Raw genomic sequence first — 18,509 nt, forward strand, 5'->3', positions numbered from 1 at the left:
CCAGGTAGCGGGTCGTTTTTCGGATTCGAAAACGCCGTCCCCCGGTTAACGAACCGTGACCGTCGTCCGATATATTCGGCAACACCGTTCCGGATTCGATTTTGTGCATACGATTCGATACCGAGAACCACGACAGGTCGACCCAGCGCCGGGCACCGTGCCCCTCGGCTGCGCCGACAGGCAGGTGAACCGATGGCTTACCGGATGGATCCCGCTGCTCGTAAGCGTGCGCGCACCGTCGCGCCCGCCCTGCCGTCGCGACCGGACCCGACGTCCCTGCCCCTCGGCGATCCCACCGGCGGCGCCGACGCCCGCGCCTGGCGGGCCCTCGTCGACGGCAAGCAGCGCTATCCGCGCGTGCACATCGACCGCACCGTCACCATCACCATGAGCGACGGCGTGCGCCTGCGCGCCACCGTCGTGCGGCCCGCCAACCGCCTCGGCGCCCCGGTCAACACCCCGTACCCGACGATCCTGTCGGTCAACCCGTACAACCGCGCCACCCTCGACGCCCTCGACGAGGGCCTCAACATGCCCGTGGTGGGCCGGGCGATGAAGTCTGCGTCGGCGGCCGTCGACGCGTCGGGCACGCCGCTCGAAGGCCTGACGCGCCTGACCGGAGTCGTCGCCGGCGGCGCCCTGGACATCTTCGGCGTCAACCGCAACCTCGTCCGCAGCGGCTACGTGCAGGTGCTCGTCGACGTCCGCGGAACCGGCGCGTCGCAGGGCAAGTGGCAGATCCTGGGCGGTCGTGAGCAGAAGGACTCCGTCGAACTGATCGACTGGGTGACCACGCAGCGGTGGAGCAACGGCCGTGTCGGCATGGCCGGTTGGTCGTACTCGGCGATCAACTCGCTGCAGGCCGCCGACAAGCGGCCCAAGGCGCTGCAGGCGGTGTTCGCGATCGAGGGCACCTCGGACATCGTCCGCGACATCTACATCACCGGCGGCATGCACTCGGCGTTCATCCCGATCTGGCTGAGCCTGGTCAACGTCCTCAAGTGGGTGCCGAATCCGCGCACCGCGCTGTACGACCTCGGCCACGGCGAGTTCGCGCGCTGGCTGCGCGACCGCGTGAAGTCGCCGGCCACCGAACTGCCGTCGCTGCTGTGGGGCTTCCTCACCACCCGCGACGAGCGCATCTTCGACGACCCGTACTTCGACGAGCGCGACCCGAAGATCGGCAACATCACCTGTCCGACGTTCACCGTCGGCGCGTGGCACGACCTGTTCGGGCCGAGCAGCACGCAGGTGTACGACCGCCTCAACCTCAAGCCCGGCGAGAAGCAGATGCTCGTCGCCGACGGCTACCACGTCGACGTCGGCACCGGCCAGGGCGGACGGTTCGCGCCGCCGCGGCTCGACGTGCTCGAGCGCGCGTGGTTCGACCACTGGCTCAAGGACATCGAGAACGGGGTCGAGAAGTACGGACCGGTCGTCATGCAGCAGCAGGGCGGCGGCTGGACGTCGGGGGCGCAGTTCCCGCGGCCGGGCGTCAGCACGCAGCGGCTGTACCTGTCCGAGTCGGCCTCCGGCAGCGCGGGCCACGCCCGGCACGACGGCAGCCTCGGCCGCGTCGCGCCGACCGGTGCCACCGTCTCGCTGTCGCTGCGCCCCGACCTGCGCGGGCTAGCGTCGCGCGACATGTCGCAGGTGACCGCCGGCGCGTCGATCGTGCTGGGGTCGAAGTTCAGCACCGACGCCGAATTCCAGGAGCGCGGCGGCCTGACCTTCACGACGCCCGCGGCTACCGAGCCGGTGCAGATCAGCGGCGCGGCGAACCTGCGGTTGTACGTCGCCAGCACGGGCCAGGAGGGCACCTGGGCGGTAACGGTCAACGACGTCGCGCCCGACGGGACGTCGACGGTTCTGACCAACGGCGGGCTGACCGTCTCGAATCGCGCGCTGGACCAGCAGCAGTCGGAATACGACGCCGACGGCAACCTGCTGCGCGCGCACCACTACCTGACCCGGGTCCGCAAGCTGCCGGTCCCGGTCGACGTCCCGGTGGCGATCGACGTCGACCTGGTGCCGACCGACGCGATCATCGAGGCCGGCCACCGACTGCGCGTCGACGTCTACGCAGCCAGCTTCCCGCGCTTCCTCACGCTGGTGCCCGACCTCGTCAAGGCCCGCACCCGCAAACAGCGTCTGGTCCTCGACCCCGAGCACCCCAGCCACCTCACCTTCCAGGCGATCGGTTCCTTCCCAACCGCCTAACCGCCGAGTGGGCGGTCCAATACCCCCGAGTGGGCGGTCCAATACCCCCGAGTGGGCGGTCCAATACCCCCGAGTGGGCGGTCCAACCCCGCCGAGTGGGCGGTCCAATACCCCCGAGTGGGCGGTCAGTACGCGCCACGTTCGTGCAGCAACTGTTCAACCTCCGTCAGGATTGTCCACGGTCTATCAAAGAGGCGTTCCGCATCGACGTGCACTGTCGCCCAACCGAGCGCCGCCAACTTCGCGTCTCGTCGAGCGTCGCAATCTTGCTGCTCCTCCGACGAGTGGAACTCCTCCCCGTCGTACTCAATCGCGATCTTCGGCCCGCGATAGCCCATGTCGACGCGAGCGAATCCATACCCTGTCTCATCGACGACCACGATCTGCAGTTCCGGCAGCGGTAGGCCGCTCTGGATGAGTAGGAGTCGCAACCAACTTTCGGGCGGCGACTCGGCTGCGCCGTCGACGAGCGGGGCAATCGCCCTCAACTGCCTGATGTACCGCCACCCTCGGTGTTCGTCGATGTACTTAATCAGGGCAAGGAAGGAGAACGGTGCGGCGCGGTGCAGGGCATCGAGATTCCCCAACCCCCGCCAGGCGGGCGGAATCCGACCGACGTCGAAGGCGGTACGCACTCGCGACGTCACCAGCACACCGTCGATGTCAGTGACATCGGACGGCGCGAGCTGGTAGCGGCGAACCGTGCGGCCCGCTCCTTTCCAGGTCGATCCCGCCAGGTCATGTAGCAGCTCGACATCGAAATGCGGATCGAACCACTTGGTGCCGTGGAGGATAGACGCAGAGATACCGGTGACGACGGGCCGACCGTGCGCGTTCTGAGCAGTTGCCAGGATGCGCTCGCGGGCCGACAGAAGTTCCGCCCGGCCCACCGCCGTCGTGCCGTCGATATACCGTTTCCCGGACCGAAGGTCTCCAACGCGTATGCGAGCCACCTCCTGGAAGTGCGCGGCTCGTGCTCCTACGTCATAGTTCCTCATGCATTCTTAGACGCAGTGGAAGCACAAACGGATCCTTCAGCAGTAGGCGCAACGGCGGCGATACCGCCCACTCGACGAGATTGGACCGCCCACTCGACGAGATTGGACCGCCCACTCGACGAGATTGGACCGCCCACTCGACGAGATTGGACCGCCCACTCGACGAGATCGACCGCCCACTCGGCGGGGTTGGAGGAGCGGTCAGCCGAGCTGCATCGGGAAGAAGACCGTGTAGACCAGGGTGATGAGCATGTTGACGATGATGATCGCGACGGTGGAGACGACGACCGTCGCGTTGACTCCGTCGGCGACGCCCTTCGGGCCCCCCTTGGCCTCGAGCCCGCGCTGACATCCGATGACTGCGATCAGGAAGCCGAAGACGACGGCTTTGACCATCGCGAGCACCACGTCGCGCACCGATGCGAACGCGCCGAACGACTGCCAGTAGCTCCCCGCACCAACATCTTGGCCGAGCACCGCAACGTAATACGCCGCCACCACACCCACCAGGATGATGAACAGCGCGAGCAGCGGTGCAACCAGGACGGAAGCGATGATGCGCGGCACGACCAGGCGCTGGATCGGGTCGACGCCCATCGTGCGCATCGCATCGATCTCTTCGCGGACATTGCGGGCACCGAGGTCGGCCGCAATCGCCGACGCCCCTGCCCCGCCGAGCAACATGCCCGACGCCAACGGTGCGGCCTGCTGGATCACGGCGAAGCCGCTTCCGGCGCCCAGCAGGGACTGGGCGCCGAGCTGGTTGATGACGTTGCCGATCTGAATCGTGACGATCACGCCGAACGGGATCGCCATCAAGAAGGCAGGCAGCGCGGTGACGCTGACCAGGTACCACGCCTGGATCAGGGTCTCTTTGACCTTCAACTGACCTCGACCGATGTCCAGCAGCATCTGCGCGACACCCTGCACCGCCAGCTGGAAGGTGCGCCCGAGGGTGCGCACCGGTCCGATGGCGTTGTCGCGCAGGTTCCCGGTCAGAACGCTGCCCGCGGTCGAGGCGGTCACGACGTCATCCTCCCGAATTCGGTGCGACGCTCGACGGCGTCGTCCCGGTCGGCGTGGTCGTGGTCGCGCCCGGCGCGGTACTCGACGATGGCGCAGTCGATCGCGGCGACGTCGTGCGGCCCGACTGCGCGCCGGGCAGGCCCGGAAGCTTGGGCGATCCCGGCGCGGCCTGGTCGCCGACGGCAGTGATCATCCAGTTCTGCGCCTTGTTCAGCGTCAGCACGTAAGCGGCGAGCGACGTCGCGCCGTTGGGCGCCTGCAAGCTGGTCGAGTCGACTTCGACGACTGCGGTGACCTTGTAGATGTCGCCGGCGATGTCGGTGGTCTTGGCCGACACCAGCTTCGCGGTCGCGGTCATGCGCACCGGCGTCAGGACCTGCTGCATCGCGGGGACTGCGACGTCGAACTGCTTCGCCAGCTCCGGCGACACCCCCTTCTTCAGATTCGCCGCCCACGGCGTGAGGTCCTTGTAGTTCAGGGTCGCCGCCCGCACCGCGTAGTCGCCGGACACCTGCTCGGCCTTGGCGCTGTTGTCCCGTTGGCTCTCGACCTTGTGCAGCTGACTGCGCACGCGCAGGTTGTCCACCACCCCGAACAGCAGGCCGATCACCGCCAGCGTGCCCAGGACACCGAAGACCAGCGTCCGGACCGATAGCGTGATCTGACGCGGACCAGCGTCGGTCGACGACGCCGGCTCGGCCTGCTGCTGCGCCGGCTTCTTCGTTGCCGACGGCTTCGGCCCGGCTTTCTTGGCCGCCGCCTTCTTCGGCCCGGCTTTCGACGATTTCGCCGAGGACTTCGAAGCGGTCGAGGTGCGCTTCTTGACCTCGACCACCCCCTTCTCGTCGGAGGTCGAGTCGTCGTCGTTACTAGTCGGCACTGAATCCCCTTCGGGTCGCTAATAGAAGGTTGAAGCCTAATTCACCGGCGTCACAACCACCCGCATGCCGTTGCCGGCACCGAAGAGTTGCAGCGCGTCGGAGAGGAATTCGGACAGGTTGATCTGCGGGATGGTCTGGTTGAGTGCGGTCACGATCGGCATGATGGGGCCGAGCGAGTCCATCGTCGGGGGCAGGATCTTCACCAGGTAGTCGGTGACCTTGACCAGGAACGGTTGCAACACCTGCAAGTTCTCATACAGCCGACCCTTGTTGGTCAGCGCCGTGACGCCGTCGAGCACGTCGGAGTAGTTGAACAGAATCTTGGACCACGAGTCGAGGAACTCCGGCACCGCCCCCATGGCCCAGGTCAGGTTCTGGTTGTAGCGCTGCGTGGCCTGGAACATGGATCGGATCTGCGGCGTCCGCGCCGCCAGCACCCCGGCAATCAGCCGCGATCCATCGCTCAGGCGACCGGTCGCCTCATCGGTGTCCTCGAGCGCCTCCCACGCCTCGCGCAGCAGGGTGCTCAGCGGGTCGACGGCGACGACCGCCATCATCTCCTGGAAGTGGTCGAACATGCCGGGGATCGACTCCGGCTCGACGAGGTTCTCCGCCGCAACCGTGTCGCCGTCCTTGAGGAACGGCCCGGTCGACGAGGCGGGTTCGAAGTTGATGTACGGCTCACCCAGCGCCGACTGCATCCCGATGGTCAGCGGCGCGGTCGACGGGATCTTCGTGCTCGTCGGATACCTCAGCCGCACCGACGCGCCGTCGGGGGTGAGGTCCACCTTCGACACCTCGCCGACGCGGACGCCGCTGACGAAGACGCCGGTCTTGTCGAGGATGAGGTTGGTGTCCTTCACCTTCATCGTCACCGTCGAGGTCTTCTCGAACGGATGCCATCGATACACGGAGATCGCCAGGTAGGCCCCGCACAGCGCGACGACCGTCGTGAAGACGACGACGTTGAAGATCAACTCCCGGGTGACCTTGCTCATCGCACCAACCCCATCATCCGCATCTGCCGCAGCATCACATCGGCGAGCTGTCGGTTCGAGACGTCGTTCTCGATGGCGATCCGGTTGACGTTCACCGCCGGGCCCTCCTTGAGAAACGGGACGAGGCGGTCGGTGAAGACGTTCAGCAGCGCCTGCGGGTTCGACGCCTGGCCGAAGTAGTCGGGCCAGCCGGGAATCAGCAGTGGCTTGACCACCCGCTCGATGATCTGCGTCAGCGCCTTGGCGACCGGCACCAGCGGCAGCACCGGTGCCAGCGCGACCCCGAGCCGACCCATCAGGTCGACGATCTGCGCGGGCACGGTGGCCGCATCGATGAACTGCAGTCCCTCCGGGCTGAGGGCGAACCGCAACTGCGCTTCCATCGACGCGAGCTGGCCGACCATGGCGTTGCTCGACAACAGCATCGACCGCAACCGGTCGCTCTGCCCGGCGAGCGCGTTCAACGTGCCCGTCAGTGCCGCCGTCGACTGCCTGGTCTTGCCCGGATCGCTGGGGAACTGCTTCACGACGCGGTCGAACGTGTTGCCCAGTTGCGGAAGGCTGCCGCTGCCGACGAAGTTGGCGAGGCTGTTCAGCAACCCCTCCACCTGCACCGGCGCCTTCACCCGGTCCTTGCCCAGGGTCGACCCGTGCGGCAGCGGCGAGGAATACGCGTCGGACGGATTGGTGATCGCGACGTACGTATCGCCCAGCAGCGTGTCCTGCCGCAGCTCGACGGTGGCGCCGGTGCCCACCACTGTCGACGGCTCCAGGCGCAGCGTCACCTTCGCGTAGTCGGGCGCCGGGGCAATGCGGGAAACGATGCCGGAGTCGAGTCCGTTGACGGTCACCTTGGCCTGGGTGGGCAGGTTCATCACCGTGTCGAACTGCACGTGCAGCGGCCAGCTGTCCCGGCCGCCGCCGGGTGCGGGCAGGCGCTCGACCGTGAACGACGCACAGCCGGTCGATACCGCGGCGGCCGTCAGGAGTACACCGACTGCACGGGCGAGCCGGGTCCATCGCCGAGTCGTCATGGCCGCCCCGCTCCCGTGAAGAGCATGACCGCCCGCAGTGCGTCGAGTTCCATCTTGTCCGGTCCGATCACCTTGCACTGGTTGGGGAGGAAGCGGTTGACGTTGGCACACGTCAACCGTGGATTCTTGGCGGGGATCTGGGTGCGCGGCGGCTTGTAGCTGATGCGCAGCCCGAAGGTCTTCTGGTCGAAGGCGACGTGAAAGGCGCGGATCAGCACGGGCAGGATGCCCAGCAGATCGCCCCAATTGCGGAAGCCGGCCCCGATCATCCGCGTGATCGGCAGGATCACGTCGAGCGCCGGCCACGCGAAGTGCTGGTACTTCGCAACGAGCGGGGTGGCGGTGGTGAGAATCTCCGGCAGCGCGTAGGCGATCCGGGCCATCGTCTTGAGGATGGGCACGGCCAGCGGGTCGGTGACCTGGTTGACCGCCTCGACCACCTGCTTGAGCACGCCCCAGTTGTCGGCCAGGCCGCCGGCCAGGGCACTGGTGTGGTCCAGCGAGGTCGCCATGTCGGCGAGCGCCCCCGTCATCGGCGTGCGCGCGGGAACCGCCAGTTGTTTGATCAGACCGTTGAGCACCGGGCCGACGCCGTCGAGCTCCTTGGCGATCGACGCGAGACTCGACATCACCTTGGCCGACTGCTCCGGGGAGCTGCCGTTGGTGAGTTCGTCGGCGATCCGGTTCACACTCTGCAACGCCTGGCTGATCGATGCCGGCGTGGCCGTCCGCGACAGCGGGATGCAGGCATTCGAGCCCAACCTCGAACCACCCGGCGCCGGGTCGCCGAGGATGGCCAGCTGCCGCACGGCGATGATCGACGGCGACACGCTCGTCGCTTCCGCGTCGGCCGGCAGCGGGAACTTCTGATCGACCTTGAAGGTGACCTTCGCGAAGCCGCCGCCCGGCTCGATCTTCTCGACGGTGCCGATCCGCACCCCGCGGCGCATCACCGCATTGCCCGGAAACAGGCCGATCCCGTCGGCCAGTTCGGCGCAGTGCGTGACGGTGCGCTCGCTGAGCCGTTGGTAGCCCAGGTAGGCGAGCCCGAGGACGACTGCCATGCCGATGGCGAGGCCGGACACCAGCCACTTGGAGCCGAGCAACTTCTTCAACATCAGCAGCCCACCCCCGGCATCGGGAAGCAGTAGTCCGTCGACAGGACCAACGGCGAGTGGTCGAAGCGGATCGAGCCGTCCGGCGCGACCATGCCCTCCAGGCGCTTGATGAAGTCGCGGCCCGACTTGATCAGCGGCTCGTAGCGCTGCAACAGCGGCCCGAACTTCCGGCCGATGGCGTCGACCTCACGCACCAGTGGATCGATGGTCGTGTCGTATTCGAGCATGATGCCCTTGACCCGCTCGAGCAGGTCGGCGAGTCGACCCAGGTAGTAGCTGAACCGGGAGCCGTAGGTCTCGAACTCGGTCATGAAAGTGGCCAGTTGACGACCGAGCGTGGTGATGGTGTTGCCGTCGACGTCGACCCGCTCGGTGTACTCGGCGGCCAGCGACAGCATCGTCCCGAACTCGTCTTGGCGCTTGTTCAGGTTGATCAGCATCGACTCCATGATCGCCAGGTTCTTCTTGAGCGCCCCCGGATTGTCCTCGAACCCGTCGTGCACCTGGGCGAGAAGGGTGCTCAGCGGCTTGACGTCGACCTTCTCCAGTTTCGGCGTCACCAGCGAGAAGGTCTGCGTCAACGAATACGGCACCGATGTGTTGTCCACCGTCATCGGCTTGTCGCCGATCGGGCGGTCACCCGTGGACGTGATATCGATGAAGTTGCCGCCGACCGCGGTCAACATTTTGGCGTCGGCGCGGGACTCGTCGCCGATGAACACGCCGCGCCGGACCGACATCACGACGTCGACGTGGTTGCCGGCGAGCGTGACCTTCTTGACCGTGCCCACCGGCACACCGGCCACCCGCACGCTGTCACCCGCCTTGATCTGTCCGGCCTCGTCGAACTGGGCCGACACCCGCGATTGCCCCGGGGTGAAGACGTAGATGCCGGCCGCGGCCAGGCCGAGCACCACCAGAATCGCCGCCGCCCCGATCCCCCACCGCAACTCGCCGCGCTCGCGCTGGGCGGTGCTCATGGCCGGCTTGTCCGAAAGGCGCCGCAACAAATCGCGCGGGGACCAGCGCGACGACGTGTTCACCGTTGACACAGTTTCACCTGCGTTCCGCGGAGGAAGACCTGGAGGTTGGCCGGGATCGGCGCCTCACCCTTGCTGCACTTCATCGCCGCCGGCGTGCCGGCCGGCGGCAGGATGGAGTTGAAGGCCGCCAGGATGCCCGGGGTCAGCGCGAGGATGGCGACGGCGAACTGGCCGATCGGCAGGACCTGGCGCACCAGGTCGTTGAAGCCGGGCGAATCGTTCTTGTCGAAGCCGATCGCGGCAACCATGTCGTCGAGTTGGGCGATGACCTTTCCGGTGGAATCGGCATAGGTGCGCAGATCCGCGTTCTTGGCGATCAGGACATTGCCGAACCGCTGGACGTATTCGATCAACGGGCCGATGTAGTTCGAGTTGCCCTTGATCGTCGTCGACAGCACCTTCATGTTGTCGACGAGCGTGTCGATGACCTCGTTCTGCTGGTCCACGACGCCCAGCAGGTGGGTGAGGGAGTCGACGGTCTTGGCGAACCCGGACCCGTCGCCCTCGACCAGGGCAACCATGCCCTCGGCGAGCTGGTTGATGTCCTCGGGTTTCATCACCTGGAACACGGGGGCGAGGCCGTGGAACACCTGGGTGATGTCGAAGGACGGAGTGGTGGCGTCCATCCCGATCAACGCGCCCGCCTTCAACGGCGCCCCCGACCGCGACTTCTGCTGCAGATCCAGGTACCTGATGCCGGTGAGGTTCAGGTAGCGGATCGCGAGGGTCGAATCGGGATAGACGTTCTCGCCGTCGGTGAGGGTGAACTTCACCCGGCCGACGCTGGTCTGCGCCTTGTCGTCGCGGTGCAGGTCGACGGCGGTGACCTTCCCGATCCGGGTGCCCAGTCGGCGCACATCGTTGCCGACGCGCAACCCGGAGACGTTCTCGAAGTCGGCGGTGTACTCGGCCTTCGCCCCGGCCACCGGCCGCAGGATGCCGTTGGTCACGAAGATTCCGCCGCCGATCGCGACGACGGCGAAGACGACGAGATAGATGAGCGCGCGCTTGGCGGAGGTCACCGCACACCCCCCGTCAGCGCAGCCGTCGGGCCGGGCATGCCGCGCAAGACCACGTCGACCTTCAAGACCGGCCGGCCATCGATCGTGGGCAGCGCCTTGTTCAGGTTGTAGATCAGCTGGCGGATCTGCAATCCGTTCTTCCGGGCGTTCGGCGAGCTCTCCAAGATGCGGTCGAGCAGCGGCTGGACCTGCGGCATCAACGGCATCAACTGACCGAGCCCCTCTGGGCCCAGCAGTCGCGCCGCGGCCGGCAGCGACTCGGTTGTGGCCATGTTGATGCCCGCCCGTTCGCGCTGCAGGAAGTCGGCGCCGCCCTGACGCATGCCCGGCCACTGCACGAGGCGGTCCACCGAACCGAGGATGTTGTCGAGGCCGGGCGGGAGTGCGTTGATGATCCCGGCGAGCTGTGGCAACGACTTCTCTGCCGGAATGGACTCGGTCTCCAGGATCAGGTCGGTCATGCGACCCGCGATGTCGAGTACCGGCAGCATCGCCATCGACACCTTGTCGGCCTGGGCGAGCAGATCGCCGACATACGGATCGAAGGCGTCGCCCTGCAGGTCGCTGAGCTGGCGCAGCATCGTGGTGAGAGTCGCATCGGCCGGGGTGTCCGGGGAGAAGGTGCCACCGCTGCGGACCGGGTCGCCGCCGGGCTGGCTGTCGAGAACCACGGCGGCGATGCCGAACAGGTTCTTGGGCGCGTAGGTGAGCCGGGTCGTCGAGGTGATCACCTGCGGGTTCGACAGGCGCTTCTTGTCGAGGGCCAGACCGAGGACGAACTCGCCCTGCTTGTCGGCGGCCACCGATTCCACGGTGCCGATCTCCGAGCCGTTCACGACGACCCCGGTACCCTTCTCGATTCCGCCGGCCAGCGTGTCGGTGCGCATGGTGAGCCGGTAGGCGTCGTCGGGCATCGACTTGGCCACCACGATCGCGGCGCCGGCGAGTACCGCCGCCGCAATGATCGCGATGACGGCACGACGGACATAGGTCTGCTTGTCGGCGGCCATGCCGGGTGCGCGGTAGTCAGGCATCGTCCATCACCCCCGGAACACGAACGGCGAGTTGAAGCCCCAGAAGGCAAGGGTGAGCAGGAGGTCGAGCATCACGATGGCAACCAGGCTGGCCCGAATCGCCCGGCCCGAGGCCACCCCGACGCCCTCGGGTCCGCCGGCGGCGAAATACCCCTTGTAGCAGTGGATGACGATGATCACGACGATGAAGACGGCAACCTTGGCCGTCGAGTAGACCAGGTCGGGAAAGTTGATGAACTGGTTGAAGTAGTGGGCGTAGGCGCCCGCGGATTCGCCGCGCGCGTTGACCACGACCGCGCTGGACAGATACGCGGCGAGCATCGCGATGAGGAAGGTGGGCAGGATCGTGATGATGCCGGCGATCACGCGGGTGGACACCACGAAGGCGATCGAGTGGACGCCGACGACCTCGAGGGCGTCGATCTCTTCGCTGATGCGCATCGACCCGATCTCCGCCGTCATGCGGCACCCGGCCTGCACCGCGAAACCCAGCGCGGCGAGCAATGGTGCGAACTCGCGGGTGATGGCGTAAGACGAGACACCGCCGGCCACCGGTCCCAGGTCGAGCATGCTCAACGTGCCGTGGGCGACGATCGCGACGGTCGCACCGGCGGCCAGTCCGAGGACGGCCATCACCAGCGCGGTACCGCCGCCGACGATGATCGCGCCGCGTCCCCAGGCGAGGTCGGTGACGGTCCGGATGGTCTGGCCGCGGAATCGCCACATCGCCTGTGGGGCGTAGCGCACCGCGTAGTACGCGAAGGAGAGGAAGTGACCGACGTTGCCGAGGGCGGTGACCAGCCGTTCGTAGAGCTTGTATGCCCAGCCGAATCCAGTCGGCCGATACGCTGCGGGCACACCCATGCCGGAACATCACCCCCTTCGATCGGTAACTGCCGTGGCCCCCAAACCCGCGTCAGCGTACCACTCGACTGTGTTGCCGCTCACACTTCTCGGCCAAGCGCTCACGCACGTTGTCAGAAACGTGATGTGGGGTCAGTTGACCGGAAGACCGCTTTCCCCGAAGATCACCCGGTAGCAGAACGCGGCCTCCGGGCCGAGGACCAGGCCGACCAGATCGGTGAGCGTCGCACGGAAATCGGGGCCGTGGACGGGTCCGACGGAATCGTCGAGATGATGGGCCACCTCGTGCAGCACCACCAACTCGCGCAGGGCCCAGCCCCCGCTCGCGTGGTTGGCCGGAATCGCGATCACCGCGTTCTCCCGCTCATACGTCGCGGCGGCGGCCCCGCGCCGGGCGCGCACGCGCACGGGCCGTCGGGCGCGGGGAAACCGCGCGACGACGGCGGGCAGGGCCATGACCTTGGCCACGTAGTCGGCGATCGAATCCAGCGACGCGAACCTGGCCTCGTGCGGCAGGGTCAGCTCGGTGCCCCCGAGGCGCACCGACCGCGTGGATCCGACGTTGTCGAAGAGTCCGAACACCATCTGCTCGGCGGCGTAGACCGCGCCGCGCTGCGAATCGACCGGGCGGGCCGTCACCGCTCGATCGCCCCGCGCGGCGCACCGAACCGCGACTGCTCCCCCAACCGGGCACGACGACCCGCCTTGTCACCGGCCCGACGAGCGGCCTCGGAGTATCCGGCCTCGGCCCGCGCCGGGCGCCAACTGCCACGCGCGGTCGACTTCGACGAGTAGAAGTCGGCGACCTCCAGCTCCTTGTTCCGCAACGCCAGCGCCGTCGACCGCCCGCCGGGCCGCTCGGCCCGCTCGGCGTCCTTGCGCGCCTCGTCCCGCGCCTGCCCGAGCCGACTGCCGACGCGCTCGGCAAAGGCCGACTGGAAGTTCAACCGCGCGGTGATCGGCGACAGCTGCGTCTTCTCGACGACCCGCCGACGGATCCACCCGTTGTTCCGCACGACGACGCGCTTGGCGGTCTCCCCCTTGTACGCACCCGACTTCAGATAGGCGTCGCTCGCGGCGACCATCTGGATGAGCAGCGACGTGTAGAGCGCCTCGACGTTGTCGATGTCGGTGTCGAAGCCGTAGGCGAGCACGAACGTCGAGTTGTGCGCGACGTCGACGGTCACCTCGTTGGCGCGGGCGATGGCGACGAACAGTTGGACGTAGGTGCGCAGGCCCCGCTTGCCGGCCTCCCCGATGGTGATCTGCCGTGCCACCGGCACCGACTTCTCCCGCGCCGCCGGATCGTGGGCCCGCGCCATCGCGAGGTCGATGGCCGCAGCGGTAGCGAGCCGCTGGGCCGCCGACATGAACGTCTCGGCCTCGTGCTCGTTGTCGGTGCCCTCGGCCTGGCGCAGCAGGGCCGCGATCCGGGCGAGCGTCTTGTCGTCGCGCATACTTCTTAGACTATTCGCGGCCCGAAACGGTTCCCTCGGGTGTCGGCGACGGCGTGTTCGGCCGCAGCGATCGGCGCATGCCGCGCTGCAATTTGCGCATCCCGCCGAGCCACCGCTCGTAGTCGGCACCCTTGCCGCGGTACATGTCCAGGACCTCCGGATGCGGCAGGATCAGGAACGTCCCTTCCTCGACCGCATCGAGCACGACGGCGGCAACCTCGGCCGGCGACAGGACGGCACCGGCGGACTCGACGGTGTGCAACATCAGCGCCTCGTCATCGTCGACGTCGCGCTCGGGGCGCAGCAGCGGCGTGTCGACGCCCATCGGGCAGACACAACTGACCCGCACGCCATCGTCGCCGTACGTGAGGGCGAGCCACTCGGCGAAGCCGACGGCCGCGTGCTTGGTCGTCGAATACGTGGCCGAACCGACCTGCGAGAGCAGCCCGGCGGCCGACGCCGTCACGACGAAGTGCCCGCTCCCCCGCGCCACCCAGCCCGACACCAGTGCGCGCGCGGCCCGCACGTGCGCCAAGAGGTTCACCCCGAGTGCTGCGGCCCACTCCTCGTCGGTGGCCGCCAACCCGGCGGCGCCGGCGATCCCGGCGTTGGCGAAGTAGTAGTCGACCGGGCCGAAATGCTGCTCGGCCGCGGCGATCTGCGCGTCGACGACGGCAGGATCGGCGGTGTCCCCGGCCACGGCGATCGCAGTTCCCGGCGGCAACGCTGCGACGGCCTCGCCGGTGGCCACTGGATCGAGGTCCGCAACCACCACGCGGGCTCCGCGTGCGATGAGCCCGACGGCCAGCGCGGCGCCGATGCCGCTCGCTCCGCCCGTCACCACCGCCGTCGCGCCGTCGATCGTCATGTTGTCAGGGGACCAGGATCGGTTTGACGACCCGGCCGGCGCGGAAGTCGTCGAGGGCGGTGGCGATGTCGTCCAGTCGGTACTCGGCGACAAGCTTCTCGAACGGGAAGTCTCCGTCGCGCCACATCTGAACCAGCCGCGGGATGAAGGTGTGCGGATCCGCGTCACCCTCGATCACCCCGCTCAGCGTGCGTCCCATCAGCAGGTGCCCCTGGTCGACGGTGATCTCGTTCCCGGGCCCCTGCAATCCGACGGTTGCGCAGATCCCGGGTGAGCGGAGCGCGCCGAGCGCCTGCGCGATTACCGCACCCGATCCAACCGCCTCCATGGTGGCGTCCAGGCCACCCACCTGCTTGCGGATCTTTCCGACCAGATCGTCGGACGGCTCGAACACGTGGGTGGCGCCGAGTTCCCGGGCCAGCTCGAGTCGGTCCCGATGGAAATCGACCGCCACGATCTCCTCGACACCCGCCGCCCGGGCCGCCATCACCCCGGCCAGTCCGACCGTGCCCATCCCCCAGAAGCCGAGCCGCTGGCCCGGTTCGGGGCGCAGCACGTTCAACACCGTGCCGGCGCCGGTCAACAGCCCGCAGCCCAGCGGACCGAACCGGTGCAGCGGCAGATCGTCGTCAACCTTGACCGCGTTCCGGACGTCGGCGATCGCGTGGGTGGCCCAGGACGACTGGCCGAACCAACTGCCGTGCACGTCGCCGTCGTTGTCGCGCAGCGTCGTACTGCCGTCGGCCCGGTGGCCCGAGTAGTTGAGGAGCGCAAATGCCCGACAGTAGGCCGGTCTGCCCTTCCCGCAGGCTGGACAGGCGCCGCATGAGGAGAATGAGAGCACCACGGCATCGCCGGGCGCCAACCCGTCGACCTCGTCGCCGATTGCGACCACCCGCCCGGCCCCCTCGTGTCCCAACACCGCCGGTGTCGGCACCGGTAGGTACCCGGCCAGTGCCGTCAGATCCGTGTGGCAGATCCCGACGCCGGCGATCTCGACCAACACCTCACCCGGCCGCAGGGCTGTCGTCGCCACCTCGCGCAGGGCGGGAATGCCGCCCGCCTTCGCCGCTACTACTGCACGCATGCGGTGAGCCTACTGCTCGCGGGCTCGAAACAATGACAAGTGGGGCACCGCCTTCCGGCGATGCCCCACTCGGCAGAGATACCGCCCGTCAGGCCTCGGCGGCCTCGGCGAAGTTGCGGGTCACGGCCGGGTCGACCGGGATGCCCGGGCCCGTCGTGGTGGACACGGTGACCTTCTTGACGTAGCGGCCCTTGGCGGCCGACGGCTTCGCGCGCATGATCTCGTCGTACGCGGCGCCGTAGTTCTCCGCGAGCTGCTCGGCGCTGAAGGACGCCTTGCCGATCACGAAGTGCAGGTTGGCGGCCTTGTCGACGCGGAAGTTGATCTTGCCGCCCTTGATGTCGTTGACGGCCTTGGTGACGTCGGTGGTCACGGTGCCCGTCTTCGGGTTCGGCATGAGACCGCGGGGGCCCAGGACGCGGGCGATGCGGCCGACCTTGGCCATCTGGTCCGGGGTGGCGATCGCGGCGTCGAACTCGAGCCAGCCGCCGCTGATCTTCTCGATCAGCTCCTCGGCGCCGACCTCGTCGGCACCGGCGGCCTTGGCCTCGTCGGCCTTCTCACCGGCGGCGATCACGATGACGCGGGCGGTCTTACCGGTGCCGTGCGGCAGGTTGACGGTGCCGCGCACCAGCTGGTCGGCCTTGCGGGGGTCGACGCCCAGACGTACCGCGACCTCGACGGTCGAGTCGGTGTTCTTCGAGCCGGTGTCCTTGGCAAGCTGCACGGCCTCCAGCGGGCTGTACAGGTTGTCCTTGTCGATCTTCTCCGCTGCGGCGCGGTAGACCTTGCTTCGTTGTGCCATTGCTCTGTTCCTTCTCCGAGTGCTTCGGGTTAGTGGTTAGTGGGCCGAGCCGGCCCTCCCACGGGGTGTTTTCTTCTCAGCCTTCGACGGTGATGCCCATGGAACGGGCGGTACCGGCGATGATCTTCGCGGCCTGATCGATGTCGTTGGCGTTGAGATCCTCGGCCTTGGTCTTGGCGATCTCACGGACCTGGTCCATGGTGACCTTGCCGACCTTGTTCACGTGCGGCTCGCCCGAGCCCTTCTGCAGGCCTGCGGCCTTCAGCAGCAGCTTGGCCGCCGGCGGGGTCTTGAGCTTGAAGTCGAACGAACGGTCTTCGTACACGAAGATCTCGACGGGGACCACATTGCCGCGCTGGTTCTCAGTCGCCGCGTTGTAGGCCTTGCAGAACTCCATGATGTTGACGCTGTGCTGGCCGAGCGCCGGACCCACGGGCGGCGCCGGGTTGGCCTGGCCCGCCTGGATCTGGAGCTTGATCAGCCCGACGACCTTCTTCTTCTTGGGAGGCATCCTCTTTGTCCTTTTTCTTTCCTCATCCGCGCACGCTGGATACGCGGAAGTCTCTCTGTGCGACGACCGGGTCGTCGAAACCTATGGGGGCTAAATCTTCTCGACCTGGTTGAAGCCGAGCTCGACCGGCGTTTCGCGGCCGAAGATCGACACGAGCACCTTGACCTTGCGCTGCTCGGCGTTGACCTCGCTGATGGAGGCGGGCAGCGTCGCGAACGGGCCGTCCATGACGGTGACCGACTCGCCGACCTCGAAGTCGACCTCGATCGGCGCGGTCGCCGCGGCAGCAGCGGCGGCCACGTCGGCGCCCTTGGCGGTCGAGGCGGCCTTCTTCGGCTCGGTGCGCGGCACCAGGAACTTGAGCACCTCGTCGAGGGTCAGCGGCGACGGCCGCGACGTCAGGCCGACGAAGCCGGTGACGCCGGGGGTGTTGCGCACGGCGCCCCACGACTCGTCGTTGAGGTCCATGCGCACCAGGATGTAGCCGGGCAGCACCTTGCGGTTGACCTTCTTCGGCTGGCCGTTCTTGATCTCGGTGACCTCTTCGGTCGGCACCTCGACCTGGAAGATGTAGTCCTCGAGGTCGAGGTTCTGCACGCGGGTCTCGAGGTTGGCCTTCACCTTGTTCTCGTAGCCGGCGTAGGAGTGGATGACGTACCAGTCGCCCGGCGCGAATCGCAGCTGACGGCGCATCGCCTCGGCCGGATCCTCCTCCTCGGCCTCCTCGCCCGCGTCCGCCGAAGCGGCGTCGGCAGCGGCGTCATCGGCAGCAGCCGGAGCATCGTCGGCCGCGGCTTCGGAAGCCGGCGCGTCGGCCTCGGCCGGAGCCTCGTCGGTCGCCACGACGTCGACGCTCGTCTCTTCGACGGTGTCGACGGCCTCCACGGCAGCCGGGGCCGCCGAGGTGGTGTCCTCGGTCGTGTCGATCTCGTTCTCGGGGTTCGTCACCCGATGCTCCTTCTATCGGTCAAGCGTGGTGGTGCGTGGCAGCGGTGGTCGGTTACGAGTCGCCGGCGTTCTTGCCGCCGCCGAACGCCTTCAGCACGATCCAGGCGAAGCCCTGATCGAGGCCGAGGATCAGCAGCGTGAACAGGACGATGAAGATCAGCACGATGAGCGTGTACATGATCGTCTCGCGCCGGGTCGGCCAGATGACCTTCTTCATTTCCGCGACGACCTGCTGCAGGTACGTCCAGATCACGGTGAACGGGTTGCGCCTGCCGGCGGTCTCCGACTCGGTGGACTTCTCGGTGCGCGCGCCGCGACGCGACGAACCGGCGCGCTTGCCGCTCGGCCGCAGCTCGGCGTCGTCGTCGAGCGTGTCGACAGCGGCGTCCGCCACGTCGTCGACGTCGGCCTTGGCCTTGCCCTTAGCTCGATCGCGCTTGCTCATTCGAGTCCTCTCGTGTCCGGTGACCGTGGCAGTCCACGGCAGGGGCGACAGGACTTGAACCTGCAACCTGCGGTTTTGGAGACCGCTGCTCTGCCAGTTGAGCTACGCCCCTTTGTGACCAGGCTGGTCACGCCGGATTAACCCCTGACA

Annotated in this window: 19 protein-coding genes and 1 tRNA gene; 1 reads left to right on the plus strand and 19 read right to left on the minus strand. The window is 67.6% G+C overall.

The genetic code is table 11. The features are described 5' to 3' along the window. The first annotated feature begins 192 nt into the window (after window positions 1–192). Window positions 193–2,220 (plus strand): CocE/NonD family hydrolase, encoded by a 2,028-nt coding sequence (locus QM728_RS12160; protein ID WP_415032267.1) that lies wholly within the window; start codon window positions 193–195, stop codon window positions 2,218–2,220. A 125-nt stretch (window positions 2,221–2,345) separates the two neighbouring features. On the opposite strand, the gene QM728_RS12165 is transcribed toward QM728_RS12160, so the two are convergent. From QM728_RS12165 to QM728_RS12255, 19 genes are all read right to left on the minus strand, one after another. Then, complete coding sequence (locus QM728_RS12165; RefSeq protein ID WP_415032268.1) at window positions 2,346–3,218, minus strand: endonuclease domain-containing protein; 873 nt, start codon at window positions 3,216–3,218, stop codon at window positions 2,346–2,348. Between the two features lie 201 nt (window positions 3,219–3,419). Continuing rightward, window positions 3,420–4,244, minus strand: a complete 825-nt coding sequence (locus tag QM728_RS12170; RefSeq protein ID WP_415032269.1) for an MlaE family ABC transporter permease — start codon at window positions 4,242–4,244, stop codon at window positions 3,420–3,422. Window positions 4,245–4,248: 4 nt separating this feature from the next. Then, entirely contained in the window at window positions 4,249–5,124 is an 876-nt protein-coding gene (locus QM728_RS12175) for a hypothetical protein (protein ID WP_415032270.1), read from the minus strand. Window positions 5,125–5,160: 36 nt separating this feature from the next. Continuing rightward, window positions 5,161–6,123, minus strand: coding sequence for an MlaD family protein (locus QM728_RS12180; protein ID WP_415032271.1), 963 nt, complete (start codon window positions 6,121–6,123; stop codon window positions 5,161–5,163). Further along, entirely contained in the window at window positions 6,120–7,157 is a 1,038-nt protein-coding gene (locus tag QM728_RS12185; RefSeq protein ID WP_415032272.1) for an MlaD family protein, read from the minus strand. Before QM728_RS12185 ends, QM728_RS12180 begins: the two co-directional genes overlap by 4 nt. Continuing rightward, entirely contained in the window at window positions 7,154–8,275 is a 1,122-nt protein-coding gene (locus QM728_RS12190; protein ID WP_415032273.1) for an MlaD family protein, read from the minus strand. The genes QM728_RS12185 and QM728_RS12190 overlap by 4 nt, the downstream gene beginning before the upstream one ends. Further along, window positions 8,275–9,255 carry an MlaD family protein gene (locus tag QM728_RS12195; RefSeq protein WP_415032274.1) on the minus strand — a complete coding sequence of 327 codons (981 nt, stop codon included), beginning with the start codon at window positions 9,253–9,255 and terminating at the stop codon, window positions 8,275–8,277. Before QM728_RS12195 ends, QM728_RS12190 begins: the two co-directional genes overlap by 1 nt. Window positions 9,256–9,314: 59 nt before the next feature. Beyond that, window positions 9,315–10,340: an MlaD family protein gene (locus tag QM728_RS12200; RefSeq protein WP_415032275.1), complete on the minus strand. Its 1,026-nt coding sequence runs from the start codon at window positions 10,338–10,340 to the stop codon at window positions 9,315–9,317. Then, the gene (locus QM728_RS12205) at window positions 10,337–11,374 is read right to left on the minus strand and encodes a hypothetical protein (protein WP_415032276.1); all 1,038 of its coding nucleotides are present in this window, start codon (window positions 11,372–11,374) and stop codon (window positions 10,337–10,339) included. The genes QM728_RS12200 and QM728_RS12205 overlap by 4 nt, the downstream gene beginning before the upstream one ends. 6 nt (window positions 11,375–11,380) lie before the next feature. Next, complete coding sequence (locus QM728_RS12210) at window positions 11,381–12,238, minus strand: ABC transporter permease (RefSeq protein WP_415032277.1); 858 nt, start codon at window positions 12,236–12,238, stop codon at window positions 11,381–11,383. Window positions 12,239–12,370: 132 nt separating this feature from the next. Next, on the minus strand, window positions 12,371–12,877 hold the full coding sequence (locus QM728_RS12215) for a TIGR04338 family metallohydrolase (protein WP_415032278.1): 507 nt from the start codon (window positions 12,875–12,877) through the stop codon (window positions 12,371–12,373). Continuing rightward, on the minus strand, window positions 12,874–13,695 hold the full coding sequence (locus QM728_RS12220; RefSeq protein WP_415032279.1) for a DUF2786 domain-containing protein: 822 nt from the start codon (window positions 13,693–13,695) through the stop codon (window positions 12,874–12,876). The genes QM728_RS12215 and QM728_RS12220 overlap by 4 nt, the downstream gene beginning before the upstream one ends. A gap of 10 nt (window positions 13,696–13,705) precedes the next feature. Further along, window positions 13,706–14,563, minus strand: a complete 858-nt coding sequence (locus QM728_RS12225; protein ID WP_415032280.1) for an SDR family oxidoreductase — start codon at window positions 14,561–14,563, stop codon at window positions 13,706–13,708. A gap of 4 nt (window positions 14,564–14,567) precedes the next feature. Beyond that, the gene (locus QM728_RS12230; RefSeq protein WP_415032281.1) at window positions 14,568–15,650 is read right to left on the minus strand and encodes an NAD(P)-dependent alcohol dehydrogenase; all 1,083 of its coding nucleotides are present in this window, start codon (window positions 15,648–15,650) and stop codon (window positions 14,568–14,570) included. An 88-nt stretch (window positions 15,651–15,738) separates the two neighbouring features. After that, window positions 15,739–16,455 carry a 50S ribosomal protein L1 gene (gene rplA, locus QM728_RS12235; RefSeq protein ID WP_415032282.1) on the minus strand — a complete coding sequence of 239 codons (717 nt, stop codon included), beginning with the start codon at window positions 16,453–16,455 and terminating at the stop codon, window positions 15,739–15,741. Between the two features lie 76 nt (window positions 16,456–16,531). Continuing rightward, window positions 16,532–16,966 (minus strand): 50S ribosomal protein L11, encoded by a 435-nt coding sequence (rplK, locus tag QM728_RS12240; RefSeq protein WP_415032283.1) that lies wholly within the window; start codon window positions 16,964–16,966, stop codon window positions 16,532–16,534. Between the two features lie 90 nt (window positions 16,967–17,056). Next, complete coding sequence (gene nusG / locus QM728_RS12245) at window positions 17,057–17,914, minus strand: transcription termination/antitermination protein NusG (protein ID WP_415032284.1); 858 nt, start codon at window positions 17,912–17,914, stop codon at window positions 17,057–17,059. A 52-nt stretch (window positions 17,915–17,966) separates the two neighbouring features. Continuing rightward, on the minus strand, window positions 17,967–18,359 hold the full coding sequence (secE, locus tag QM728_RS12250; protein ID WP_415032285.1) for a preprotein translocase subunit SecE: 393 nt from the start codon (window positions 18,357–18,359) through the stop codon (window positions 17,967–17,969). 39 nt (window positions 18,360–18,398) lie between these two features. Continuing rightward, window positions 18,399–18,471: transfer RNA gene (locus tag QM728_RS12255), tRNA-Trp, on the minus strand. Between the last annotated feature and the right edge of the window lie 38 nt (window positions 18,472–18,509).

Source organism: Gordonia sp. (in: high G+C Gram-positive bacteria) (assembly GCF_047602025.1).
Taxonomy (GTDB): domain Bacteria; phylum Actinomycetota; class Actinomycetes; order Mycobacteriales; family Mycobacteriaceae; genus Gordonia.